The organism is Streptomyces mutabilis (genome assembly GCF_046628145.1).
Lineage (GTDB): Bacteria > Actinomycetota > Actinomycetes > Streptomycetales > Streptomycetaceae > Streptomyces > Streptomyces mutabilis.
Window position 1 is genome coordinate 3,470,994 of sequence record NZ_CP176874.1, and the last position, 23,236, is coordinate 3,494,229.

The window sequence follows — 23,236 nt, forward strand, 5'->3', positions numbered from 1 at the left end:
GCGGCCGACGGCTGGAAGTCATCGACTCCGAGGGGGGAGGCACCGATACGAGCCGTCTGTCTCCCGTCGCCCCGCGGTATCACCCCGCCCTCCGGCGTCATCCCCTGGTCGTACGCCGAGCGGCGCCCGGGGCCGATGTGTCGAGCGCGGTCGGGGACCTAGCTTCGGGACATGACCACCAGATCGCACAGAGTCGCACTGGCCGCCCTGCTGACGTGCGCGTTGGCCGTTCCGCTCCTGGGCGCCGCGCCCGCGACGGCTTCCCAGCAGGCACCCGCGCAGGCGAAGTACTCGGTGCCGGGGACGCGCAGCACCAGCGCGCCCGAGCTGCCGCGCCCCGCCGGACAGCACCCGGTGGGGCGCCGCGCCCTGCACCTCGTCGACCGGCACCGCACCGATCCCTGGGTGCCGACGGCGCGGGGGCGGGAGTTGCTGGTGACCGTGTCGTACCCGGCCCGCCGGGCGGGGGACGGGGCACCGGCGGCGTACATGACGACCGACGAGGCACGGCTCCTGCTGGAGGCCAGGGGCCTGGCCGGTGTCGTGCCGGCCGAGACGCTCGCCGGCACCCGGACGCACGCACGGGTCGGCGCCGCCCCGGCGCGGGGACGCTTCCCGCTGGTACTGCTGTCCCCCGGGTTCGGGATGCCGCGCGCCACGCTCACCTCGCTCGCCGACGACCTGGCCAGTCGTGGTTACGTCGTCGCCGCCGTGGACCACGCCTACGAATCGCTCGCCACGGAGTTCCCCGGAGGCCGGGTCATGCCCTGCGTGGCCTGCGAAGAGGTCGACGGACGGGACGAGTCGGGCGCTGTGGTGCGCGGCAGGGCGGCCGACCTGTCGTTCGTGATCGACGAGCTGACGGACCGCCGGAGGACCGGGGCGCTGGCCCGCGTGATCGATCCCCGGCGGATCGGGGCAGCCGGGCATTCGATCGGCGGGGCGACCGCCGCCGCGACGATGGCCGCCGACCGCCGGGTTCGGGCGGGCGTCGATCTCGACGGCGACTTCTTCGTCGACGACGCCGGGTCCGGGCTCGGTCGACGGCCGTTCATGATGGTCGGCGCGGCGAACACCCACAGCCCCGGCAGCGACGGCCCCGACTGGGCCGGTGCCTGGGACCGTCTGCACGGCTGGAAGCGGTGGCTGACCGTCGAAGGGGCCGGGCACTTCTCCTTCACCGACTTCCCTTGGCTGGGCGACCGGCTCGGACTGCCGACGGATCCGGAGGCACCGCTCTCAGGTGAGCGGAGTTGGTACATCACCCGCGATTATGTTCACGCCTTCTTCGACCGCCACCTGCGCGGCATCCCCCAGCCTCTGCTCGACGGCCCCACGGCGTCCCGCCCCGAGGTCGAGTTCCACCGGCCGTAGCCTCCGTCACTCCGGCCGCTGCTCCAGCCCCTCCGCCAGCACCTCCGCCAGATGCCGCCCCCGCACCCCCGCCAGCTGTTCCAGCTGCGTCCGGCACGAGAAGCCGTCCGCCAGCACCACCGCCCCGGCCGGCGCCTCGCGCACCGCCGGGAGCAGCTGGTCCTCGGCGCAGGCGACGGAGACCCCGTAGTGGCCGTCCTCGAAACCGAAGTTGCCCGCGAGGCCGCAGCAGCCGCCGCTCAGCTCACCGGTCAGGCCCGCCGCCTCGCGCAGGCGGCGGTCGGCCGCGTCGCCCAGGACCGCGTGCTGGTGGCAGTGGGTCTGGCCGGTGACCGGGCGGTCCACGGCGGGCGGGGCCCAGTCGGGGGCGTGACGCTCCAGGGCCTCGGCGAAGGTCAGGACGCGGGCCGCGAGCCGGGCGGCTCGCGGGTCGTCGTGCAGCAGCTCCGGCAGGTCCGTGCGCAGGGCGGCGGCGCAGCTCGGTTCCAGGACGACGACCGGTGCCGAGGTCTCCAGCACCGGCGCCATCAGGTCCAGCGTGCGGCGCATCACCGCGCGGGCGCGGTCCAGTTGGCCCGTCGACACGTACGTCAGTCCGCAGCAGACCCGGCCCCGGCGGGCGGCCGGCAGCGCCAGGGCCGACTTCGACGTACCGTCCCCGACCACCGCACGCCCCCGAAGCGTCGGCGGCAGCACCACCCGCAGCCCCGCCGCCTCCAGCACCCGTACGGCCGCCCGGCCCACGGAGGGGGACAGGTGCTCGGTGAAGGTGTCGGGCCAGAGGACCACCGGCTCGCCCTCTCCGCGCGGCCCGCCGCGCCCGCGCCACCACCGGCTGAACGTCTCCCCCGCCAGCCGCGGCACCTCCCGTTCCCCCGCGATCCCGCCCAGCCGTTTCGCCACCGCCGCCAACGGCCCCACCGACGCGAGCGCGTTGACGACCGGCGCCACCCGCGCCCGCGACGCCCAGCGCAGCCACACCGGCAGCCACCCCATCGTGTAGTGGGCGGCGGGGCGGCGACGGCCCGCGTAGTGGTGGTGCAGGAACTCCGCCTTGTACGTGGCCATGTCGACCTCGACCGGGCAGTCGGAGCGGCAGCCCTTGCAGGACAGGCACAGGTCGAGGGCGTCGCGGACCTCCGTCGACCGCCAGCCGTCCGTCACGAGTTCACCGGCGAGCATCTCGTGCAGCAGGCGGGCGCGGCCCCGCGTGGAGTGCTCCTCCTCCCCCGTCGCCCGGAACGACGGGCACATCACGCCCGAGCCGGTCACCGACGTCGTACGGCACTTGGCGACACCGACGCAGCGGCGCACCGCCGCCGAGAAGTCGCCCCCGTCGGCGGGGTAACCGAACTCCACGTGCACCGGCTCGCGCGGCAGGACGGAGAAGCGGAGGTTCGCGTCGAGCGGGGCCGGGCGGACCAGCATGCCCGGGTTGAGGAGGTCGTCCGGGTTCCAGACGCCCTTCGCCCGCTCGAAGAGGTCGACGGTCTCCTCGCCGTACATCCTCGGCAGCAGCTCCGCCCGCGCCTGCCCGTCCCCGTGCTCCCCGGAGAGCGAGCCGCCGTGCGCCACGACCACGTCCGCCAGTTCCTCCGAGAAGCGGCGGAAGCGGGCGACCCCGGCGTCCGTCAGCAGGTCGAAGTCGACGCGTACGTGGATGCAGCCGTCGCCGAAGTGGCCGTACGGGGTGCCGCGCAGGTCGTGGGCGGCGAGCAGCGCACGGAAGTCGCGCAGGTAGCCGCCCAGACGGGCCGGCGGCACCGCGCAGTCCTCCCAGCCGGGCCACGCCTCCGCACCGTCCGGCATCCGCGTCGCCGTGCCGCTCGCGTCCTCCCGGATGCGCCACAGCCTCCGCTGACCGGCCGGGTCGGTCACCACCAGCGCGTCCACGACGTCCGCCGCCCGCACCACCGCCTCCGCGCGCGCCCGCGCCTCGGCATCCGAGTCGCCGCCCGTCTCCACGAACAGCCACGCCCCGCCCCGCGGCAGCCCCCGCGTGGACGGGACGAGGTCCACCGCCATGCCCTCCACGGTCAGGGGCCCGAGCGGCAGCAGCCCGGCCGCGGCCTCCGCCGCCCCCGCCTCGTCGGCGTATCCGAGGACCGCCAGCGCACGGGCCCGCGGGGCCTCGACCAGGCGCACGACCGCCTCCGTCAGCACGCCCAGCGTGCCCTCCGAGCCGCAGAAGGAGCGGGCCACGTCCGCGCCGCGCTCCGGCAGCAGCGCGTCCAGCGCGTACCCGGAGATGCGGCGGGGCAGGTCGGGGAAGCCGGTGCGCAGACGCGCCAGGTCGCCGTCGACCAGCTCGCGCAGCCCCTGCGGGGCCCCCGCCCAGTCCCGCCCGAGCCGCAGGGACCGCCCCCGCGCCGTGAGCACCGTCAGCTCCCGCACGCTGTCCGCCGTCGTGCCCCACGCCACCGAGTGGGAGCCGCAGGAGTTGTTGCCGATCATGCCGCCGAGGGTGCAGCGGCTGTGGGTGGAGGGGTCGGGGCCGAAGCGCAGGCCGTGCGGGGCGGCGGCCTCCTGGAGGCGGTCGAGGACCAGGCCGGGTTGGACGACCGCGGTGCGGGCCCCGGGGTCGAGCGAGAGCAGCCGGTTCATGTGCCGGGTGAAGTCCAGGACGACGCCCGTGCCCGTCGCCTGCCCGGCGATCGACGTGCCGCCGCCCCTCGCGACGACCGGCGTCCCGTGCTCCCGGCACACCTCCAGCGCCGCCGCCACGTCGTCGGCGTCCCGGGGTGCCACCACGCCGAGCGGCACCCGCCGGTAGTTGGACGCGTCCATGGTGGTCAGCGCCCGGGACGTGACGTCGAATCCGACCTCGCCGCGTACGGCCCTGCGCAGTGCTGCCTCCAGATCGGTCATGCGTCCAGCATGAGCGCTTGTGGCTTGGCACAGGTCCGCAAGGCGGAGATCTCGTCTCATCGGACGGACATGTCTCCGTCCGGTTTGGCCGACGGGATACGCTCCGGCACGTGGCTGAGATCCAGATTCCTGCTGACATCAAGCCCGCGGACGGTCGATTCGGCGCGGGTCCCTCCAAGGTGCGGGTGGAGGCGCTGGACGCCCTGGCCGCCACCGGTACGTCCCTGCTCGGCACCTCCCACCGCCAGGCCCCGGTCAAGAACCTGGTCGGCAAGGTCCGTGAGGGCATCTCCGAGCTGTTCCGGCTCCCCGACGGCTACGAGGTGGTCCTCGGCAACGGCGGCTCCACCGCGTTCTGGGACGTCGCGACCCACGGCCTGATCGAGAACAAGTCGCAGCACCTGAGCTTCGGCGAGTTCTCCTCCAAGTTCGCCAAGGCCGCCAAGCTGGCGCCCTGGCTGGCCGAGCCGACCGTCGTCTCCGCCGACCCGGGCACGCACCCCGAGGCCGCGGCCGAGGCCGGCGTGGACGTGTACGCGTTCACCCACAACGAGACATCGACCGGCGTCGCCATGCCCATCAAGCGGGTCGCCGGCGCCGACGAGGGCTCCCTCGTGCTGGTCGACGCGACGTCCGGCGCCGGCGGTCTGCCCGTCGACATCGCCGAGACCGACGTCTACTACTTCGCCCCGCAGAAGTCCTTCGCCTCCGACGGCGGCCTGTGGATCGGCGTCTTCTCCCCGGCGGCGATCGAGCGCGCCGAGCGGATCCACGCGAGCGGCCGGCACGTCCCGGAGTTCTTCTCGCTGCCGACCGCGATCGACAACTCCCGCAAGAACCAGACGTACAACACCCCGGCGCTGGCCACCCTGTTCCTCCTCAACGAGCAGCTGGAGTGGATGAACGGCCAGGGCGGCCTGGACTTCACCACCGCGCGCACCAAGGACTCCTCGTCCCGCCTGTACGCCTGGGCGGAGGAGGCCAAGTACGCCACCCCGTTCGTCTCCGACCCGGCCAAGCGGTCCCAGGTCATCGGCACCATCGACTTCTCCGACGACATCGACGCCGCCGCCGTCGCCAAGGTGCTGCGCGCCAACGGCGTCGTGGACACCGAGCCGTACCGCAAGCTGGGCCGCAACCAGCTGCGCGTCGCGATGTTCCCGGCGATCGACCCGGCGGACGTCGAGGCGCTGACCAAGTGCGTCGACTACGTCATCGAGAAGCTCTGACGCGGCACATCCGCAGTACGACGGTGAGGGGCGCCCGGCGATCAGCCGGGCGCCCCTCACTGCTCCCCCGCTCCTGCTCCCCGCGCCTACCGGCTGAGCCGCTGGAAGCGCCGCACCGCCAGCGGCAGGAAGATCGCCGTCAGCACCACCGGCCACACGCCCGCCATCAGCAGCGCGTGCTGCTCGACCCATGAGTCGCCGCCGCCGACCGGCGTACCGAACAGCTCGCGGGCCGCCGCGGCCGTGGAGGAGATCGGGTTCCAGGCGGCCACCCAGCCCAGCCAGTCCGGCATGAGCTGCGGGGCGACGAAGATGCTGGAGATCATCGTCAGCGGGAAGGCCACCGCGAACAGACCGCCCGCCGCCTCCGGGTCGGGGACGAGGAGTCCCAGCCACACGCCGATCCAGATCAGCGCGAACCGCAGCCACAGCAGCAGCCCGAACGCGGCCAGGAAGCCCCAGCCGCCGTCCGGCCGCCAGCCCATGGCCAGCGCCGTCAGCATCATGATGGCCAGCTCCGCGCAGGCGACGACCAGATCCGTGCCCCCGCGCCCGGCGACCACCGCGGACGATGACATCGGCATCGAGCGGAAGCGGTCGATGACGCCCTTCGTCGAGTCGTAGACGACGACCGTCGCGGTGTTGATGAAGCCGAAGGCCATGGTCATCACGAACATGCCGGGCATCAGGAAGTCCTTGTAGTCCCCGCCGCCCGGCACGGTCATCGCGCTGCCGAAGACATAGCCGTAGAGGAGGACGGACAGGATCGGGAAGCCCAGCTGCCAGGCGATGTTGACGGGCTGGCGCTGGTAGTGGGTCAGGCCGCGGCGGACGATGTTGCCGCAGTCGGCGAGGAGCCAGTACAGCCGCCCGCGCTCGCGCGGGACCGTCGTCAGGTCGAGGGCACTCATGCCGCCACCGCCTCCTTCTCCGCGGCGTCCGCCTGGTCCGTACGGTCCGTGCTGTCCGTCCGGTGTCCGGTCAGGCGCAGGAACACGTCGTCGAGGCTCGGCCTGCGCAGCCCGATGTCCTCCACCCGGACGCCCTCGTCCTGGAGGGTGCGCGCCACCTCGGTCAGGGCCGACACCCGGTCGGTGACCGGGGCGTGCACGCGCAGCGTCTCCTCGTCGGTCTCGGGTTCGCCCTCGCAGACCCGGGCGACCGTCTTCACCACCCGCCCGATCTCGGACCGCTCGGCCACGACGACCTCGATCCGGTCGCCGCCGACCAGGTTCTTCAGCCCGTCCGGGGTGTCGTCGGCGATGGCCCGGCCGCGGTCGATGACGGTGATGCGGGACGCCAGCTTGTCCGCCTCCTCCAGGTACTGCGTGGTCAGCAGCACCGTCGTGCCGCTCGCCACCAGCGCCCGCACCGAGTCCCAGACCTCGCCGCGGCTGCGCGGGTCCAGGCCCGTCGTCGGCTCGTCCAGGAACAGCACGGACGGGGCGAGGATCATCGACGCGGCGAGGTCGAGACGGCGCCGCATGCCGCCGCTGTACTTGCCGACGCCCCGGTCGGCGGCGTCGGTCAGGTCGAACCGGGCCAGCAGTTCGACGGCGCGCGCCCGCGCCCGCCTGCCGCCCAGGTGGAACAGCCGCCCGAACATCTCCAGGTTCTGCCGGCCGGTCAGCACCTCGTCCACGGCCGCGTACTGGCCGGTCAGGCCGATCCGCGCCCGTACCTCCCGCGCCTGCCGGGCGACGTCGCGACCGGCCACCTCGGCCCGTCCCCCGTCCAGCCGGATCAGCGTGGACAGGATGCGCACGGCCGTGGTCTTGCCCGCGCCGTTCGGCCCCAGCAGGCCGTGCACGGTGCCCTCGCGGACGGCCAGGTCGAAGCCGTCGAGGGCGCGTTTGTCGCCGTACCGCTTCTCCAGCCCCTCGGCCCGTACCGCGTGTCCGTCGCTCATGGGTGTCCCCCTTCCACTCCCTAATTGAGTACACCGTACCCGATTGCGCGTACACCGTACCCAGTTTTTTTCCGCGGACCTAGACTGACCCCATGGCAAGCGGTACGGAGACCAGCGGCAGCGGCGACATCAACCGCACCCTGGAACTGTTGTGGGACACCGGCCGACGCCCCAGCCGCGGGCCCAAACCGGGGCTGACGCTGGAGCGGATCGTGGAGGCCGCCGTCGAGGTCGCCGACCGGGACGGGCTCGGCGCGGTCTCGATGCGCCGCATCGCCACGGAACTGGGCACCGGCACCATGTCCCTGTACCGCTACGTCCCCGGCAAGGCCGAACTCATCGACCTGATGCTGGACCGCGTGCAGCGCCCGTCCGAGGACCCCGACGACCTCGGCGACGGCGACTGGCGCTCGGCGCTGGAGGCCCTCGGCCACGCCACGCTCGCCCTCTACCGCCGCCACACCTGGCTGCTGGAGGTCAACCAGTCCCGCCCGGTCCTCGGCCCGGCCGCGCTGGACGGCATGGAGAAGGTGCTCGCCCGGATCAGGCCGATGGGTCTGACCGACCCGGAACTGGTGTCGACGATCGTCATGATCGACGGGTACGTGGTCGGGGCCGCCCGCACGCAGGTGTACCAGGAGGAGGCGGAACGCACCTCCGGGATGACGGACGCGCAGTTCTGGCGGGCCCAGGAGCCGGCGCTGGTGAAGGCCATGACCAGCGGGCGCTACCCCGTGCTGGCCTCCCTCTCCGAGGACGCCTTCGGCACCGGCTTCGACCACTTCGGGTTCGGGCTGCGGCGCATCCTGGACGGGCTGGAGGTGCTGGTGGCCGCGCGGCGCGCGGCGGACGGCCCGGCGGCGGACGGGTCAGCGGCAGACGGGTCAGCGGCAGACGGCCCGGCGGCGGACGGGTCAGCGGCGGCGGAACAGCCGTCGTAGCCCGAACAGGGCGGCGCACGCCACGAGCAGCCCGACCGCCCCGACCTTGAGCGTGCCCCCGCCCGGACCGTCGGCCCCGTCGGCGTCCCCGCCCGAGGCATCGGACCCGCCCCCGCCCGACCCGCTGCTCCGGCCCGGCGCGTCGTCGGCCTTGACCGGGCTGTTGACGCCCTCCATACCGAGCAGCAGCTTCTCCCCGTCGGGGGTGTAGGTGACGGACTCCCCCTGCCCCAACGGCACGCTGATCCGCCCCTTGCGCTGGATCTTCCCGCCGTTCCAGTCGTACCAGATGCCCCCGAGGTACCCGCGCACGGCGAGCGTCTCCCCGTCCGGGGAGAAGGCGGCGTCGGTGGCCCACAGCTCGACGGGGGCGGTGGGCCGGAAGACGTTGGTACCGGAGGCGGAGAGCTTCTCGGGGCCCTCGTACAGGTGCCCGCCGTCCTCGTTCTTGTCGATGATGTAGACCCGCCCGGTCTTCGGGTGGACGGCCATCGACTCGGCGTCGCGGGCGCCGTCCGCGTACTTCACGACGTACTGGGTCGCCTTGACCGTCTGGTCCTTGAGCTCCGTCGGCTCGGGCAGCTCGTAGATCCACACGTGCGGCCAGGTGCCGCCGAGGTTGTCGCCGATGTCACCGACGAAGATTTTGTTGCCCGGCCCGATGGAGATCGCCTCGACGTCGCGCGGCGTGCCCACGCCGGAGAGCGCGACGCGCGCGACGGTCTCCCCGGTGGAGCCGTCCACGGCGTACAGGTACGGCCCGTTGTCCTGGTCGTTGTGCGTCCAGTAGACGCCGGGGTGGAGGCGGGAGGCGGCGAGGCCGCTGGACTCGGTGATGCGCGGGTCCTTGATCGTGAAGCCGTCGCTCCCGTCGTCCCCGTCGGCGGCGGAGGCGGGCACGGTGAACGCGCCCACGAGGAGGGCCGAGGCGAGGAGGGCGAGAGATCGGCGCATGCGCCAAGCCTGCCATCCCGCGCGGCCGTTCACGGTGGCGGTCACGCTGCGTGGCCGGACTCACATCGCGCCGGTCAGGCCCATCGTCCATGATGAGCGGATGCTCAGGTTCATGTTCGTCGGTGACTCCATGACGATCGGGAGCGCCGGCGAACACACGTGGCGCTACCGGCTGTGGCGGCACCTGCGCGACTCCTGCGGCCGCCCCTTCACGTTCGTGGGCCCGCGCGAGACGCTGCACGACCCGTCGACGGACGAGCCGACCTCGTACGCCTACGCCGACCCGGACTTCCCCCGCGCCCACCTGGCCGGCTGGGGCGAGGGCTGGCACCACATGACCCCGGTCATCGGCGAGACGGTACGGTCCTGCCGCGCCGACGTGCTCCTGGTCTCCCTCGGCCTGATCGACCTCGGCTTCTACACCAACGCCGAGCAGACCGCCGACAACGTCCGCGCCTTCGTGACGGACGCCCGCTCGGCGAACCCGCGTGTCCGCATGGCCGTGATGCCGGTGCTGCACAACATCCGGGCGGACGCCGACGAGCCCTTCGCCGGGCAGGTCCACCGCTTCAACGAACTCCTCGCGAAGACCGTCGCCGAACTCGACGAACCGGGCTCCTCCCTGCTCCTCGTCCCGCCGCCCCCGTCGTACGACTTCCACGTCGACACCTACGACGGCACGCATCCCAACGCGAGCGGCGAGCACCGCATCGCGCGCGCGTTCGCGGAGGCGATGGACGAGGGGTGGGGGTTGGGCGGGCCCTACTCGGCCGCTTCCTCGTAGGCCTCCCGGATCGCCCGGACCAGGTGCTCGGCACAGGGGCGCACGCCTTCGTCCCAGCGCTCGACGCGCTCGTGCCCGAGGTACACGGCACGGGCGTGGGCCAGGGGCTCGCGGTGCCCGGCGGGCAGCCGCCCGAGGGCCCAGTCGGCCGCCGCGTCCTTCGACCGGATCTCACCGGTGGCGAGCGTGCTCCAGATCCGGGCGAGGGTGAGCAGGACGTTGCGGGTGTCCGACTCCAGCTCGGCCATCAGCTCCGGCACCCCGGCGACGATCGCCCGCCGCAGGTCCGGGTGCGGGACGGGGTCGAGGAGGGCGGCCGGTGGCGAGCCGTGCAGCGGGGTGTCGGCACGCAGCACCATGGTCAGGAGCGGGGCGAGGTCGGGGTCGTCCTCGGGCCCGGGGACGTGGCCGCGCTCGTAGGCGTCGCGCAGCCACTCGCCGTAGAGGTAGTCGCGGCGCGGCGGGTAGCGCCACGGCCGGACGTCGCCGTGCACGACGACGATCAGCTCGACGGGGCGGCGCCCTTCGCCGCCGGACACCTTCAGCAACTCCTCCGTCAGGGTGGCGCGTTGCGCGTGCGTCGTGGGGCGCCGTACGACGACGAGCAGATCGAGGTCGCTGTGCGGACGCAGACCGCCGAGGGTGGCGGAACCGTGCGCGTAGACGCCGAGCACGTCGCCGTCGCCGAGGTGGTGCCGGACGAGGGCGACGAGGTGGTCGGTGCGGTCCCGGTCCCGCTCTGGCATATGCGCGTCCTCCCGTGCCCTGGGTGCCGTGCGTATCGTTGTACCGCGCGGCTGTACTCGTCGTTGGGTCAGCCCGGGAGGAGCGCCACGATGACCGTCGTAGACGACAGGATCGCCATGGCCGACGCCAACACGGAGTGCTTGGACGAGTGGTTCAAGCGGCTGGAGCGGATGCCCGTCCCCGAAGGATTCCGGGTCGAGATCGTCGAGGGCAACGTCCACATGACACCGCAGCGCGACACGCATTGGGCAATCATCCGCCGGATCGTACGGTCCATCGAGGACCGTTTCGGTATGGATGCATTGGTCCTCTCGGACGTCCGCATCGACTTCCCCGGCCCCGAGAACGGCTTCTGTCCGGACGTGGCCAAGCTCCGCGACGGCGCGGAGCAGGACGAAACGGGCCACTGGCAATACCAGGACGTCGAGTTCGTCGCCGAGGTCATCTCCCAGGGCACCGCCGCCAACGACTACGGCCCCAAGAAGCTCGCCTACGCCACGGCCGAGGTCCCCCTCTACCTCATCGCCGACCCGTACCAGGGACGCTGCCACATCTTCACGCACCCCAAGGACGGCGACTACACGACCGAGACCCGCGTCGCCTTCGGGCAGGAGCTGGACCTCACCGGCACCGTCCTCGGCCTCACCCTCAGGACCGACACCTTCCCCCGCGACTGACCTGCCCGACCCGCTTGCCTGGAGCGCACTCCAAGCCGTTGGCTTGGGGACCATGGAGTACACGCAGCTGGGACGCACAGGACTCAAGGTCAGCCGGCTCGTCCTCGGGACGATGAACTTCGGTCCGCAGACCGACGAGGCCGACAGCCACGCGATCATGGACGCGGCGCTGGACGCCGGCATCAACTTCTTCGACACCGCCAACGTGTACGGCTGGGGCGAGAACAAGGGCCGCACCGAGGAGATCATCGGCAATTGGTTCGCCAAGGGCGGCGACCGGCGCGACAGGACCGTCATCGCCACCAAGGTGTACGGCAACATGGGCGCCGACGGCGAGGCGTGGCCCAACCACGACAAGCTCTCCGCCGTGAACATCCGGCGGGCGGTCGACGCCAGCCTGAAGCGGCTGCGGACCGACCGCATCGACCTGTACCAGTTCCACCACATCGACCGCGCCACCGGTTTCGACGAGATCTGGCAGGCCATCGACACGCTGGTGCAGCAGGGCAAGGTCCTGTACGCCGGGTCGTCGAACTTCCCCGGCTACAAGATCGCGCAGGCCAACGAGACCGCCGCCCGGCGCGGCGGCACCATCGGCCTGGTCAGCGAGCAGTGCCTGTACAACCTGGCCGAGCGCCGCGCCGAGATGGAGGTCATCCCGGCCGCGCAGGACTACGGCCTCGGCGTCATCCCCTGGTCACCGCTGCACGGCGGACTGCTCGGCGGGGTCATCAAGAAGGAGGTCCAGGGCGGGCGCCGCGCCTCCGGCCGGGCGGCCGACACCCTGGCCGACCCCGCGAAGCGGGCCCAGATCCAGGCGTACGAGGACCTGCTCGACAAGCACGGCGTCGAGCCCGGCGAGGCCGCGCTGGCCTGGCTGCTGACCCGGCCCGGCGTGACCGGCCCGATCGTCGGCCCGCGTACGGCCGAGCAGCTCGCGTCGGCGCTGCGGGCCGTGGAGCTGGAACTGTCGGACGAGCTGCTGGCCGGGCTGGACGAGATCTTCCCGGGGCCCGGGCCCTCGCCGGAGGCGTTCGCCTGGTAGCCCGGCGGGCAGCGCGGTGACGTGGTGAGCGGCGGCGGCCGCCCACGGCCGGGTCAGCCGAGGGCCGCCGCCACCGCCACCACCACGAGCATCAGCACGAGCACACCGGCCATGATCCGGTTACGGGTCTTCGGGTCCACGACCCCGAGCCTAACCGGACGCGCCGAGCGGGCTGCGGGCGACCGTCTCGTAACGGGGCTGCTCGCCCGGCACCCCGGACCTCGGCAGGTTGCTGCGCACCAGCGCGAGGTCGGTCACGGTCCAGGCGGGGGCGGTGAAGCCGTCCAGGGCCTCGACGTACGGCCGCACGTCGTAGGCCTCCCGGCCCCGGGCCAGCGTCAGGTGGGGCTTGTAGCGCCGGTGCTCGCCCATCTCGACGCCCGCCTTGCGCCCCGCCGACTCCGCACGGTCGGCGAGCAGCCGCAGCGTCGCCAGGTCACCGTCCGCGCCCGCCCACAGGGCCCGCCCGTGCCCGAACTGCCCGCCGCCGCGCAGCGCCAACGGGAAGGGCGTGGTGCGGTGGGCGGCCCGCTCCAGGCGGGCCGAGAGGTCCGGTACGAGGTCGTCGTCGACCTCGCCGTAGAAGGCGAGGGTGAGGTGCCACCCGGGGCGCCCGGTCCAGCGCAGCCCCTCCGCGCCGGGCAGCTTCTTCAGCGCGGCCACCTCGGCGGCGAGGGCGGCGGTGACGTCCTCGGGGGGCAGTACGGCGGCGAAGAGTCTCATGCCCTCACCCTGTCAGACCCGTACCGCCGGCCCCCCTACGCCGCCGGCGCCAGCTCCTCCCGGCGCTCCCGCGGCACGAAGCGGACCTGCGGGTGCCCCCGGTGCCAGCCGACCGACAGGCGCAGGTTGCCGACGCGGGCCAGGACCAGGCCGATGACGAGCGCCGCCGTCGCCGCCACCGCGCCGCCCGCGGCGAAGCCCGCACGGGCGCCGTACGCGTCGGTGACCCAGCCGACGATCGGGGCGCCGACCGGGGAGCCGCCGAGGAAGACCATCATGTAGAGGGCCATGACACGGCCCCGCATGGCCGGGTCGGTGGACATCTGGATGCTGGTGTTGGCGGTGACGTTGACCGTCATGCTGAAGACGCCTATCGGGACCATGAGCAGGGCGAACAGCCACAGCTGCGGGGCCGTCGCCGCCACCGTCTCCAGGGCGCCGAAGGCGAAGGCCGCCGCGATCAGGACGCGCAGCCGGGCCGTGCCGCGCCGGGCGGCGAGCAGGGCACCGGCGAGGGAGCCGACGGCCATGAGGGTGTTGAAGAGGCTGTAGGCGCCCGCACCGGCGTCGAAGACGTCGTCGGCGAAGGCGGACAGGAACACCGGGAAGTTGAAGCCGAAGGTGCCGACGAAGCCGACCAGCACGATGGTCCAGATCAGCTCGGGGCGGCCGGCGACGTAGTGCAGGCCCTCCCGCAGCTGGCCCTTGCCGCGCGACGCGCGCTCGACGGCGTGCAGTTCGCGGGCGCGCATCAGCAGCAGGCAGCTCAGCGGCGCGACGAAGGACAGGCCGTTGGCGAGGAACGCCCAGCCCGTGCCCACCCCGGTGATCATCAGGCCGGCGACGGCGGGGCCGACCAGGCGGGCGGACTGGAAGTTCGCCGAGTTGAGGCTGACGGCGTTCTGGAGCTGGTCCCGGCCGACGAGCTCGGAGACGAAGGACTGGCGGGCCGGGTTGTCGACGACCGTGGCCAGACCCATCGCGAAGGCCGCGACGTAGACGTGCCACACCTGGACGTGACCGGTCAGGGTGAGGACGGCGAGGAAGAGCGCGGTCACGGCCATCGACGACTGGGTGACCAGCAGCGTGGGCCGCTTGCGCAGCCGGTCGACGAGGACGCCGCCGTAGAGGCCGAAGAGCAGCATCGGCAGGAACTGAAGGGCCGTGGTGATGCCGACGGCGGCCGATGAGCCGGTGAGGCTGAGGACCAGCCAGTCCTGGGCGATGCGCTGCATCCAGGTGCCGATGTTGGAGACCACCTGGCCCGTGAAGAACAGGCGGTAGTTCCTGACCTTCAGGGAGGCGAACATCGAGGTCTTGCGAGGGGCGTCGGGGGTGGTCGGGTCGTCGTGGCCGTCAGGTGCGGGGGCGGAAGCTGCTCCGGGTCCCGTACTCAAAAGGGTTCGCCTCCTCGTCGGTACTGCTTACACGTGCGCCAGCTTCTCGAGCACGGGGGCGGCGGCACGCAGGGTCGCCCACTCCTCCTCGTCGAGTCCCTCGACCAGCGTGGCCAGGAACGCGTTCCGCTTGCGGCGGCTCTCCTCGAGCATCACCACGGCCTGCTCGGTCTGCGTCACGACCTTCTGGCGCCGGTCCTCGGGGTGCGGCTCCAGCCGGACCAGTCCCTTCGCCTCCAGCAGCGCCACGATGCGGGTCATCGACGGCGGCTGGACGTGTTCCTTGCGGGCGAGCTCGCCCGGGGTCGCGCTGCCGCAGTTGGACAGGGTGCCCAGCACCGACATCTCGGTCGGGCTGAGCGACTCGTCGACCCGCTGGTGCTTGAGCCGACGGGACAGCCGCATCACGGCGGAGCGCAGGGAGTTCACGGCGGCGGCGTCGTCGCCATGCTTGAGGTCCGGCATGTTCCTTAGCGTAACTCATTAGTCTCGCGAAATACCACCGCACAACCGCCCGCGTGCCCGTGACGCCCGCCACTGAAACCCGCAGTTCACCCGTACGAGTGAGTCGTTTCCGGAAATCGGAGCATCACCCGGTGCGCGGGGGTGACCCTCGTGGCCATGGGGACCAGCGTGCTCAGCCTGCGGATGGACGGGGAGCTGCTCGACCGGCTCCGGCACCGTGCGGCGAAAAGAGGAATGAGCGTCCAGGACTATGTCGTCCGGACGCTCATCCGTGATGACTTCGACGAGCGGTTCCAGTCCGCCGTGGAGGAGACGGAACGGTTCTACGGGGTCACCTGACCCCCACCGGTCAGGTGAGACCCAGGGCCGGCATCAGGTAGTAGAAGGCGAACACCGCCGACACCGCGTACATCGTGACCGGGACCTCGCGGCCCCGCCCGACGGCCAGGCGCAGCACCGAGAAGGCGATGAAGCCCATGCCGATGCCGTTGGTGATCGAGTAGGTGAACGGCATCATCAGCATCGTCACGAAGGCCGGGACGGCGATCGTGAAGTCGCTCCAGTCGATCTCCCTGATCGAACCGGCCAGGATCAGGAAGCCGACCGCGACCAGCGCCGGGGTGGCCGCCTGGGACGGCACCATCGTCGCGACCGGCGTGAGGAACAGGGCCAGGGCGAACAGCGCGCCGCTGACGATGTTGGCGAAGCCGGTGCGGGCGCCCTCGCCGACGCCCGCCGTGGACTCCACGAAGCAGGTCGTCGCCGACGCGGAACTGGCGCCGCCCGTGGCGACCGCGATGCCGTCGACGAACAGGACCTTGTTGATGCCCGGCATCTGGCCCTCGCCGTCGGTCAGCTTCGCCTCGTCGCTGACGGCCATGATCGTGCCCATCGCGTCGAAGAAGCACGACAGCAGGACGGTGAACACGAACAGCACCCCGGTCAGGATGCCGACCTTCTCGAACCCGCCGAACAGGCTGACCTCGCCGACCAGGCCGAAGTCGGGGGCGGCGACGGGGTTGCCGGGCCACTCCGGGGTGGTCAGGCCCCAGGAGGGGACGTCGGCGATCAGATTGATGATCATCGCGAGGACGGTCATCACGACGATCGAGATCAGGATCGCGCCGGGGGTCTTGCGGACGATCAGCGCCAGGGTCAGGAGCACACCGAGGACGAAGACCAGCACCGGCCAGCCGAGCAGGTGGCCGCCCGTGCCGAGCTGGAGCGGGACGGTGGTCTGCGCGGCGTCGGGCATGCGGGTGACGAACCCGGAGTCGACGAGGCCGATCAGCATGATGAACAGGCCGATGCCGATGGCGATGGCCTTGCGCAGGCCGTGGGGCACGGCGTTCATGACGCGCTCACGCAGTCCGGTGGCGACCAGCAGCATCACGACGAAGCCCGCCAGCACCACCATGCCCATGGCGTCCGGCCAGGACATCCGCGGGGCGAGCTGGAGGGCGACGACGGAGTTCACGCCGAGACCGGCGGCCAGCGCGATCGGCACGTTGCCGATGACGCCCATCAGCAGCGTGGTGAACGCCGCCGTGAGGGCGGTCGCGGTGACCAGCTGACCGTTGTCGAGCTGGTTGCCGTACATGTCCTTCGCGCTGCCCAGGATGATCGGGTTCAGCACGATGATGTAGGCCATCGCGAAGAAGGTGGCGAAGCCGCCCCGGATCTCGCGGGGCAGGGTGCTGCCGCGCTCGGAGATCTTGAAGTAGCGGTCGAGGCCGTTCTGCGGGGGCCGCCGGTCTTCCGGCGACTCGGGGGACGGGGGGACCTTGGCGGAAGCCGAGGTGGGCATGGGTGGACCTCATCACCAACAGGTTCCCCCACGGCCTTGTTGGTGTTTCCTACGAATGAAAGCGGTCAGAGACAAACGGATTCAGTATGAACGTATGAGCCCCGGTTTGCTATCTCCGCGCGTAGACCCGGGGTGGCGCCGCGCCGCGGGGCCGCCTCCGGCCGCCTCGTAAGCTGTACGCATGACGAAGTGGACACCCACGCACGAGGCACCGGCGCCCCTGGAGGGCCCCGTGGTTCCGACCATCGTCGGCGGCACCGTCCTCTGGTTCGTCCTCTTCCTGGTGCAGCTGCCGTTCTACGGCTGGTTCGACGACCACGGGCACACCTGGTGGGTATGGACCTGCCTGGCCGGCGGCGGGCTCGGCCTGATCGGCGTCTGGTACGTGCGCAAGCGCGACGCCGCCCTCAAGCGGGCCGCACGGGACACCGCCTGACGCTCGCGCCCGAGCGGGAGCCGGACCTCGACCCCGAGCCGTAGTACCACGGCATCATTCGCCGGGCCGCCCGTCCTCCCCAGGTCGGAACTTCCGCACATTCGGCGGGTGACGCCCCAAAACCGCACGTACCGTCGAATGCATGACGCATCTCGACGCGGACGACCGACTCGACTCCGCGCGCGCCGTCCACATCACGACCCCGGCGACCGGCCTGACGGCGGCCGGGGTCGCCGAACGGGTGGCGCGCGGCCAGGTCAACGACGTGCCCGTGCGCAGCAGCCGGTCGCTGACCGACATCGTCCGCGCCAACGTCTTCACCCGCTTCAACGCGATCATCGGCGTGCTCTGGGTGATCATGCTGATCGTCGCGCCGATCCAGGACAGCCTGTTCGGCTTCGTGATCCTCGCCAACACCGGCATCGGCATCGTCCAGGAGTGGCGGGCGAAGAAGACGCTGGACTCCCTGGCCCTGATCGGCGAGGTCCGGCCGACCGTGCGCCGGGACGGGACGGCCGCCGAGATCAGCACCTCGCAGATCGTGCTGGACGACGTCATCGAGATCGGCCCCGGGGACAAGGCCGTCGTCGACGGGGTGTGCGTCGAGTCGGACGGGCTGGAGATCGACGAGTCGCTGCTGACCGGCGAGGCCGACCCGGTCGTCAAGCGGCCCGGGGACCAGGTCATGTCCGGCAGCTTCGTCGTCGCCGGCGGCGGCGCGTTCCAGGCGACCAAGGTGGGCCGCGAGGCGTACGCCGCCCAGCTCGCCGAGGAGGCGTCCCGCTTCACCCTGGTCCAGTCCGAGCTGCGTTCCGGCATCTCCACGATCCTGAAGTACGTCACCTGGATGATGGTGCCGACCGCGATCGGCCTGATCCTCAGCCAGTTGCTCGCCAAGGACAACGAGCTGGACGACTCGGTCGCCCGGACCGTCGGCGGCATCGTGCCCATGGTCCCGGAGGGCCTGGTCCTGCTGACCTCCGTCGCCTTCGCGATCGGCGTCATCCGGCTCGGCCGCAAGCAGTGCCTCGTCCAGGAGCTGCCCGCCATCGAGGGCCTGGCCCGCGTCGACACGGTCTGCCTGGACAAGACCGGCACCCTCACCGAGGGCGGCATGGACGTCACCGAGCTGCGCCTCCTCGACGGCGCCGACGAGGACCACGTGCGTACGGTGCTCGGCGCCCTCGGCGAGTCCGACCCGCGCCCGAACGCCTCCCTCCAGGCCGTGATCGCGGCGTACCCGGCCCCCGAGGACTGGCGCTGCACCGAGTCGCTGCCCTTCTCCTCCGCCCGCAAGTACAGCGGCGCCGCCTTCAGCGAGGGCGACGGCGCCTCCAGCACCTGGCTGCTGGGCGCGCCCGACGTACTGCTGGCGGACGACGACCCCGCCCTCGCGGAGACCGGGCGGCTCAACGAGCAGGGCCTGCGGGTGCTGCTGCTGGCCCGCGCCCGGCGGGACCTCGACGACCCCGAGGTGGTCCGGGAGGTGACGCCCACGGCCCTGGTCGTCCTGGAGCAGCGGCTGCGCCCGGATGCCGCCGACACCCTGCGCTACTTCGCCGACCAGGACGTCCGCGCCAAGGTCATCTCCGGCGACAACGCGGTGTCGGTCGGCGCGGTGGCCGCCAAGCTCGGGCTGTCCGGCGCGACCGTCGACGCGCGCCGGCTGCCCGCCGGCCGGGAGGAGATGGCGGGTGCCCTGGACGAGGGCACGGTGTTCGGGCGGGTCAGCCCGCAGCAGAAGCGGGACATGGTGGGCGCCCTCCAGTCACGCGGGCACACGGTCGCGATGACCGGCGACGGCGTCAACGACGTCCTGGCGCTCAAGGACGCCGACATCGGCGTGGCGATGGGGTCCGGTTCGGAGGCCACGCGGGCGGTCGCGCAGATCGTGCTGCTGAACAACAGCTTCGCCACGCTGCCGTCGGTGGTGGCCGAGGGTCGCCGCGTCATCGGCAACATCACGCGGGTCGCGACCCTGTTCCTGGTGAAGACCGTGTACTCGGTGCTGCTGGCGGTCCTCGTGGTCTGCTCGCAGGTCGAGTACCCGTTCCTGCCCCGCCACCTGACCCTGCTCTCCACGCTCACCATCGGCGTCCCGGCCTTCTTCCTGGCCCTCGCCCCGAACAAGGAACGGGCCAGACCGCACTTCGTGCGGCGCGTGATGCGGTACGCGATCCCGGGCGGGGTGGTGGCCGCGGTGGCGACCTTCGCGACGTACCTCGTGGCCCGGCAGCACTACTCCGGTCCGGGCGCGCTGGACGCGGAGACCAGCGCGGCGACGCTGACGCTGTTCCTGGTGTCGATGTGGGTGCTGGCGATCATCGCCCGCCCGTACACGTGGTGGCGGGTGCTGCTGGTGGCGGCGATGGGACTGGGATTCGTGGTGGTACTGGCGGTGCCGTGGCTGCAGGACTTCTTCGCGCTCAAGCTCGTGGGCGTGACGATGCCGTGGGCCGCCGTGGGTATCGCCGTGGCGGCGGCTGCGGTCCTGGAGCTGGTGTGGCGGTGGGTCGACCGCCGCCTTCCCGGACAGAGCACCTAGCCGGAGGTTCCGTCGCGGGGGACTGGCCGTCGGAAAAGCGTGAGCACTTCGGCCTCTGCTGTCATCGGGGCGCTCAGTTGAGCGCCCCGATGACACAACCGCACCAACTGCTCACGCGAAAAAGGACACCTAGTCGAACCAGCGGTCCCGCGCCAGCTCCTCCGTGCGCGAGGAGTCCTCCAGGAGCGCCGCGACCTCGAACCGCCGCGGCCACTGCCCCGCCGCCCAGGCCAGCCCCGCCGCAACCCCTTCCAGCGTCGCCGCGTGCAGCACACCGTCGTCCGTGACCCGCCAGTCGATCTCCACGCCGTCGACGACCAGTTCCTCGTGCTCCACGTACGACGCCGGGGTCCGCGCCCCGAGCAGCACCCGCACCGGCTCCGGCACGTCGTGCTCGGTGCCCTCGGAGTCCACCGCACCGGTGACGGACTCGCTCAGCCGCCGCACCTGGAACAGCTCCGCCAGCTCGGCCGCGCGGGCCGGCCGGACCGGCAGCAGGGGCACACCGGACGTGAAGGGCAGCAGGTCGGGCGAGTCGACGACCACCGCGTCGGCGGCGTCCACCACCTCCACCCGCCCGTCGACCACGGCCCGCACCTCGTCCGGCAGCGTGACCTGCTCCGGGTCCAGGTCGGCCAGCGCGCCGTACAGGGCGTGCAGCTGGGCGGCCGTGACCGGGCGGCCGGGGTCGGCGAGGCGGTCCAGCAGCTCGGCCGCGCCGCCGGGTTCGTCGAGCAGGGCGGCCACCGAGGTGCGTACGCCCAGTGCCCGCAGCACCTGCTCGTCCTCGAAGCCGGACGCGTCGGCCTCGTCGTACAGGCCGCGCAGCAGCGGGTCGCCGCCGGCCGCGCGCAGACCGGCCGGGCGGCGACCGCCGAGCACCGGGTGCCCGCGCAGCCACCACGCGGTGTAGGGCCGTACGACCTCGTGGGTTCCGTCGTGCAGCAGGATGCGCACCGGCTGGACCAGCGCGTCCCGCAGCGGCGGCCGGGACAGCAGGGCGAGGGCCTCGGGCCAGCGGTCGTCGTCCACGAGGTCCAGGTCGCGCACGGCGACGATCTCGGTGGCGACCGGCGGGACCGGGCTGTCGGGGAAGCGGTCGAGGACGTCCTCGCTCCACACGTCCACGGCGTCCAGCAGCCCCGCGTCGTCCGGTTCGGCGAAGTCCCCTTCGCGGGGCTCCAGTTCGTCCGGGTCGAGGACCACGTCGGTGGCGCGGACCAGGGCGAAGGTGACGAGGACGCCGCAGGCGGCCAGCGGGTCCGGGCCCCACTTCTCGGCCAGTTCCGCGTCCACGGCGGCGAGTTCGTCCTCGCGCATGACCCTGGCGAAGGGGCCGCCGGGGAAGACGAGTTCACCGGCCGGGGAGAGTTCTCCGTCCTCGTCGGGGAGGGCGAGGGTGCCCAGCCAGGGCTCGTCACCGGGTTCGAGTCCGGCGTCGCGCACCAGTCCGAGGACGGTCTCGGCCAGTTCGTCGGCGTCGAGGGTGTCCTCCTCCCAGTTGGTGCCGCCCTCGTCGTCCAGGGAGGCGGCGACGGCGGCCCTCACCTGCGGGGTGGTGAGCACGGCGCGCGGGGTGGCGGGGAGGGCGCCGAGCTTCTCCAGGAGCGGGTGCGCGGCGTCCGGGTGGGCGACCTTCAGGCCGAGGCGGGTGAGGACGTCCGGGTCGAGGGAGGCGGCGTCCGGGGAGGGCAGCAGCACCTGCCGGGGGCCGATGGTCGTGCGTCCGTCCGCGAGCGGCACGGGCAGCCCCGACAGCCGGTCGGGGTCGACCCCGGCGAGGCTGTCGTAGAGCCGCCGCCACCACGCGGGGGCCTTCTCCAGGCCGGCCAGCCGGTCGATCGCGTCGGTCAGCGGCACCCGTGCCACCCCGAGCGTGCGCAGCTCCACGCGGCGCTCGAGACCGGCGGGCAGCAGCGTCGGCAGCACCTCGGCCAGGACCCGCACGGTGTCGGCGCCCGCGCCCTCCACCACCTCGGCGTCGCGGGGGCGCAGGGACTCGGGCAGGTCCGGGTCGTCCTCGCGCGGTGCGGCGGCGGGCGGCAGGAAGGCGGTGCGGGGCAGCCGTTCGAGGATCGCCTGCCGCAGGGTGCCGTCCAGTTCGCCCTTGCCCAGCGGTCCGGGCACGAGGTCGATGAGGCCGGCGGCGACCGGGCTCCAGTCGGCGAGCAGTCCGGCGTAGGCGTCCGCCGCCCGCTCGGCCAGGAAGTCGGTCAGCGGGCCGCGCGCGGCGTGCCGGCGGGTGGAGTCCAGCGGGAAGGAGGCGATGAGCAGCGCGGGCACGCCGAGGGGTTCGTCGCTGGGCGTGGGCGCGTGCAGGACGGGGCTGGTGCGGGGGCGTTCGGGGCCGCCGTCGGCGTCCACGGGCACCGCCCAGGTCACCGACCAGTGCGGGCGCAGCCGCTCCTCGACCGGCCGGTCGGCGAGGAGGTCGGGGGTGAGCGGGCCGTGCGCGACGGAGGTGCGCCAGCGGGTGGTGCCCTCCCGGGAGTCCTCGACGACGGTCAGCGCGCCCTCGGTGCGGCGGGCGAGCGTGCGCGTCTCGTCCCCGACCTCCACCACGACCTCCTCCAGCCCCGGCAGGGCGAGGAGCAGGGCGTCGTCGACGCCGTGCAGGAGCCGTTCGGCGAGGTCGGCGGCGGCCGTGTCGCGCAGCGGGAGGATGACGGCCGTGTCGTACGGGCTCGGGGCGCTGCCCTCGGCGGGGAACGGCAGCCGCAGCAGCGGGACGTGTCCGTCGCGCCGCCGGATCTCGTCGCCCAGGCCGGGGCTGTGCAGGGCGGTGTCGCCGGCCAGTCCCCGTGCCTCGGCCAGCGACCAGCGCACCCCGCCGTGCCGGCCGACGACGGCGGGCTCGTCGGTGACCGCGAGGACGGCGGCGAAGCCGACCCCGAACCGGCCGACGGCACCCTGGCCGGCGTCCCGCTTGGCGGAGGCGCGCAGCGTGGACAGCGACTCGACGCCGGCCGCGTCCAGCGGGGCGCCGGTGTTGGCGGCGACGAGGACACCGTCGCGCAGGGTGAGCCGGAACCGTCCGGGCGTCCCGGCCCGGGCGGCGGCGTCGGCGGCGTTCTGCGCCAGCTCCACGACCAGCCGGTCGCGGTAGCCGCCGAGGACGAGGTCCTCCTCCGCGTTGGCGTCCTCACGGAACCGGGCCGGGCTCGTCGCCCAGGCGTCCAGCACCCCGCGCCGCAGACGTGCCGTACCGAACGGATCCGCGCCCTCGACAGCAGGCCGCACGAACATGCTCACGGTGACTCTCCTCATCGACGGACCACGAAGGTACCGCGAGGTCCCGCCCTCGCCGATCCGACGCCGGTCAGGGCATTTCAGCC

The 23,236-nt window shown here is 72.7% G+C and carries 19 protein-coding genes; 9 read left to right on the top strand and 10 right to left on the bottom strand.

The window, feature by feature from the left end; genetic code table 11:
- Positions 1-171 precede the first annotated feature (171 nt).
- Positions 172-1,374, top strand: a complete 1,203-nt coding sequence (locus ACLIN4_RS15395) for an alpha/beta hydrolase family protein (protein ID WP_411575901.1) — start codon at positions 172-174, stop codon at positions 1,372-1,374.
- A gap of 6 nt (positions 1,375-1,380) precedes the next feature.
- On the opposite strand, the gene ACLIN4_RS15400 is transcribed toward ACLIN4_RS15395, so the two are convergent.
- Positions 1,381-4,242, bottom strand: coding sequence for an FAD-binding and (Fe-S)-binding domain-containing protein (locus tag ACLIN4_RS15400; RefSeq protein WP_411575902.1), 2,862 nt, complete (start codon positions 4,240-4,242; stop codon positions 1,381-1,383).
- Between the two features lie 110 nt (positions 4,243-4,352).
- On the opposite strand from ACLIN4_RS15400, the gene serC reads away from it, so the two are divergent.
- On the top strand, positions 4,353-5,471 hold the full coding sequence (serC, locus tag ACLIN4_RS15405) for a phosphoserine transaminase (protein WP_100046097.1): 1,119 nt from the start codon (positions 4,353-4,355) through the stop codon (positions 5,469-5,471).
- A gap of 86 nt (positions 5,472-5,557) precedes the next feature.
- On the opposite strand, the gene ACLIN4_RS15410 is transcribed toward serC, so the two are convergent.
- Both ACLIN4_RS15410 and ACLIN4_RS15415 read right to left on the bottom strand, forming a co-directional pair.
- Positions 5,558-6,382 (bottom strand): ABC transporter permease, encoded by an 825-nt coding sequence (locus tag ACLIN4_RS15410; RefSeq protein ID WP_411575903.1) that lies wholly within the window; start codon positions 6,380-6,382, stop codon positions 5,558-5,560.
- Positions 6,379-7,380 (bottom strand): ATP-binding cassette domain-containing protein, encoded by a 1,002-nt coding sequence (locus tag ACLIN4_RS15415; RefSeq protein WP_381913147.1) that lies wholly within the window; start codon positions 7,378-7,380, stop codon positions 6,379-6,381. The genes ACLIN4_RS15410 and ACLIN4_RS15415 overlap by 4 nt, the downstream gene beginning before the upstream one ends.
- Before the next feature lie 92 nt (positions 7,381-7,472).
- On the opposite strand from ACLIN4_RS15415, the gene ACLIN4_RS15420 reads away from it, so the two are divergent.
- Positions 7,473-8,321, top strand: a complete 849-nt coding sequence (locus tag ACLIN4_RS15420; protein WP_107477808.1) for a TetR/AcrR family transcriptional regulator — start codon at positions 7,473-7,475, stop codon at positions 8,319-8,321.
- Here ACLIN4_RS15420 and ACLIN4_RS15425 read toward each other — a convergent pair.
- A complete protein-coding gene (locus ACLIN4_RS15425) occupies positions 8,295-9,275 on the bottom strand; it encodes a WD40 repeat domain-containing protein (protein WP_289908121.1) in 981 nt (326 codons plus the stop codon). The genes ACLIN4_RS15420 and ACLIN4_RS15425 overlap by 27 nt on opposite strands.
- Before the next feature lie 100 nt (positions 9,276-9,375).
- Between ACLIN4_RS15425 and ACLIN4_RS15430 the strand changes: the two genes are divergently transcribed.
- On the top strand, positions 9,376-10,059 hold the full coding sequence (locus ACLIN4_RS15430; protein ID WP_107477806.1) for an SGNH/GDSL hydrolase family protein: 684 nt from the start codon (positions 9,376-9,378) through the stop codon (positions 10,057-10,059).
- Here ACLIN4_RS15430 and ACLIN4_RS15435 read toward each other — a convergent pair.
- Positions 10,038-10,805 carry an aminoglycoside adenylyltransferase family protein gene (locus tag ACLIN4_RS15435; protein WP_411575904.1) on the bottom strand — a complete coding sequence of 256 codons (768 nt, stop codon included), beginning with the start codon at positions 10,803-10,805 and terminating at the stop codon, positions 10,038-10,040. The two genes, ACLIN4_RS15430 and ACLIN4_RS15435, sit on opposite strands and share 22 nt — an antisense overlap.
- 90 nt (positions 10,806-10,895) lie before the next feature.
- On the opposite strand from ACLIN4_RS15435, the gene ACLIN4_RS15440 reads away from it, so the two are divergent.
- Together ACLIN4_RS15440 and ACLIN4_RS15445 are read left to right on the top strand one after the other, a co-directional pair.
- The gene (locus ACLIN4_RS15440; protein ID WP_411575905.1) at positions 10,896-11,483 is read left to right on the top strand and encodes a Uma2 family endonuclease; all 588 of its coding nucleotides are present in this window, start codon (positions 10,896-10,898) and stop codon (positions 11,481-11,483) included.
- A gap of 52 nt (positions 11,484-11,535) precedes the next feature.
- Positions 11,536-12,528, top strand: a complete 993-nt coding sequence (locus tag ACLIN4_RS15445; protein WP_289908119.1) for an aldo/keto reductase — start codon at positions 11,536-11,538, stop codon at positions 12,526-12,528.
- A gap of 150 nt (positions 12,529-12,678) precedes the next feature.
- On the opposite strand, the gene thpR is transcribed toward ACLIN4_RS15445, so the two are convergent.
- The 3 genes from thpR to ACLIN4_RS15460 are packed head-to-tail and all read right to left on the bottom strand — an operon-like array spanning position 12,679 to position 15,113.
- Positions 12,679-13,251 carry an RNA 2',3'-cyclic phosphodiesterase gene (gene thpR, locus ACLIN4_RS15450; protein ID WP_382054201.1) on the bottom strand — a complete coding sequence of 191 codons (573 nt, stop codon included), beginning with the start codon at positions 13,249-13,251 and terminating at the stop codon, positions 12,679-12,681.
- A 35-nt stretch (positions 13,252-13,286) separates the two neighbouring features.
- Positions 13,287-14,648: an MFS transporter gene (locus tag ACLIN4_RS15455; RefSeq protein WP_289908118.1), complete on the bottom strand. Its 1,362-nt coding sequence runs from the start codon at positions 14,646-14,648 to the stop codon at positions 13,287-13,289.
- A 27-nt stretch (positions 14,649-14,675) separates the two neighbouring features.
- On the bottom strand, positions 14,676-15,113 hold the full coding sequence (locus ACLIN4_RS15460; RefSeq protein WP_100046087.1) for a MarR family winged helix-turn-helix transcriptional regulator: 438 nt from the start codon (positions 15,111-15,113) through the stop codon (positions 14,676-14,678).
- Between the two features lie 150 nt (positions 15,114-15,263).
- Between ACLIN4_RS15460 and ACLIN4_RS15465 the strand changes: the two genes are divergently transcribed.
- The gene (locus ACLIN4_RS15465; protein WP_107477817.1) at positions 15,264-15,452 is read left to right on the top strand and encodes a ribbon-helix-helix protein, CopG family; all 189 of its coding nucleotides are present in this window, start codon (positions 15,264-15,266) and stop codon (positions 15,450-15,452) included.
- 10 nt (positions 15,453-15,462) lie between these two features.
- Here the strand turns inward: ACLIN4_RS15465 and ACLIN4_RS15470 are convergent, their stop codons facing one another.
- Positions 15,463-16,920, bottom strand: a complete 1,458-nt coding sequence (locus ACLIN4_RS15470; RefSeq protein ID WP_107477802.1) for an NCS2 family permease — start codon at positions 16,918-16,920, stop codon at positions 15,463-15,465.
- Positions 16,921-17,101: 181 nt separating this feature from the next.
- Here ACLIN4_RS15470 and ACLIN4_RS15475 point away from each other — a divergent pair, with 181 nt between their 5' ends.
- Together ACLIN4_RS15475 and ACLIN4_RS15480 are read left to right on the top strand one after the other, a co-directional pair.
- Positions 17,102-17,356: a DUF2530 domain-containing protein gene (locus tag ACLIN4_RS15475; protein ID WP_382021318.1), complete on the top strand. Its 255-nt coding sequence runs from the start codon at positions 17,102-17,104 to the stop codon at positions 17,354-17,356.
- A gap of 142 nt (positions 17,357-17,498) precedes the next feature.
- Positions 17,499-19,901, top strand: coding sequence for an HAD-IC family P-type ATPase (locus tag ACLIN4_RS15480; protein WP_411575906.1), 2,403 nt, complete (start codon positions 17,499-17,501; stop codon positions 19,899-19,901).
- A 129-nt stretch (positions 19,902-20,030) separates the two neighbouring features.
- On the opposite strand, the gene ACLIN4_RS15485 is transcribed toward ACLIN4_RS15480, so the two are convergent.
- Entirely contained in the window at positions 20,031-23,153 is a 3,123-nt protein-coding gene (locus tag ACLIN4_RS15485) for a sacsin N-terminal ATP-binding-like domain-containing protein (RefSeq protein WP_411575907.1), read from the bottom strand.
- Positions 23,154-23,236 lie beyond the last annotated feature (83 nt).

What these genes read in the sequence shown, in the direction of transcription:
- ACLIN4_RS15395 (WP_411575901.1), top strand. Translation starts at nt 172, where the DNA reads ATGACCACCAGATCGCACAGAGTCGCACTGGCCGCCCTGCTGACGTGC.
- ACLIN4_RS15400 (WP_411575902.1), bottom strand. Translation starts at nt 4,242, where the DNA reads ATGACCGATCTGGAGGCAGCACTGCGCAGGGCCGTACGCGGCGAGGTC.
- ACLIN4_RS15410 (WP_411575903.1), bottom strand. Translation starts at nt 6,382, where the DNA reads ATGAGTGCCCTCGACCTGACGACGGTCCCGCGCGAGCGCGGGCGGCTG.
- ACLIN4_RS15415 (WP_381913147.1), bottom strand. Translation starts at nt 7,380, where the DNA reads ATGAGCGACGGACACGCGGTACGGGCCGAGGGGCTGGAGAAGCGGTAC.
- ACLIN4_RS15420 (WP_107477808.1), top strand. Translation starts at nt 7,473, where the DNA reads ATGGCAAGCGGTACGGAGACCAGCGGCAGCGGCGACATCAACCGCACC.
- ACLIN4_RS15425 (WP_289908121.1), bottom strand. Translation starts at nt 9,275, where the DNA reads ATGCGCCGATCTCTCGCCCTCCTCGCCTCGGCCCTCCTCGTGGGCGCG.
- ACLIN4_RS15430 (WP_107477806.1), top strand. Translation starts at nt 9,376, where the DNA reads ATGCTCAGGTTCATGTTCGTCGGTGACTCCATGACGATCGGGAGCGCC.
- ACLIN4_RS15435 (WP_411575904.1), bottom strand. Translation starts at nt 10,805, where the DNA reads ATGCCAGAGCGGGACCGGGACCGCACCGACCACCTCGTCGCCCTCGTC.
- ACLIN4_RS15440 (WP_411575905.1), top strand. Translation starts at nt 10,896, where the DNA reads ATGACCGTCGTAGACGACAGGATCGCCATGGCCGACGCCAACACGGAG.
- ACLIN4_RS15445 (WP_289908119.1), top strand. Translation starts at nt 11,536, where the DNA reads ATGGAGTACACGCAGCTGGGACGCACAGGACTCAAGGTCAGCCGGCTC.
- thpR (WP_382054201.1), bottom strand. Translation starts at nt 13,251, where the DNA reads ATGAGACTCTTCGCCGCCGTACTGCCCCCCGAGGACGTCACCGCCGCC.
- ACLIN4_RS15460 (WP_100046087.1), bottom strand. Translation starts at nt 15,113, where the DNA reads ATGCCGGACCTCAAGCATGGCGACGACGCCGCCGCCGTGAACTCCCTG.
- ACLIN4_RS15470 (WP_107477802.1), bottom strand. Translation starts at nt 16,920, where the DNA reads ATGCCCACCTCGGCTTCCGCCAAGGTCCCCCCGTCCCCCGAGTCGCCG.
- ACLIN4_RS15475 (WP_382021318.1), top strand. Translation starts at nt 17,102, where the DNA reads ATGACGAAGTGGACACCCACGCACGAGGCACCGGCGCCCCTGGAGGGC.
- ACLIN4_RS15480 (WP_411575906.1), top strand. Translation starts at nt 17,499, where the DNA reads ATGACGCATCTCGACGCGGACGACCGACTCGACTCCGCGCGCGCCGTC.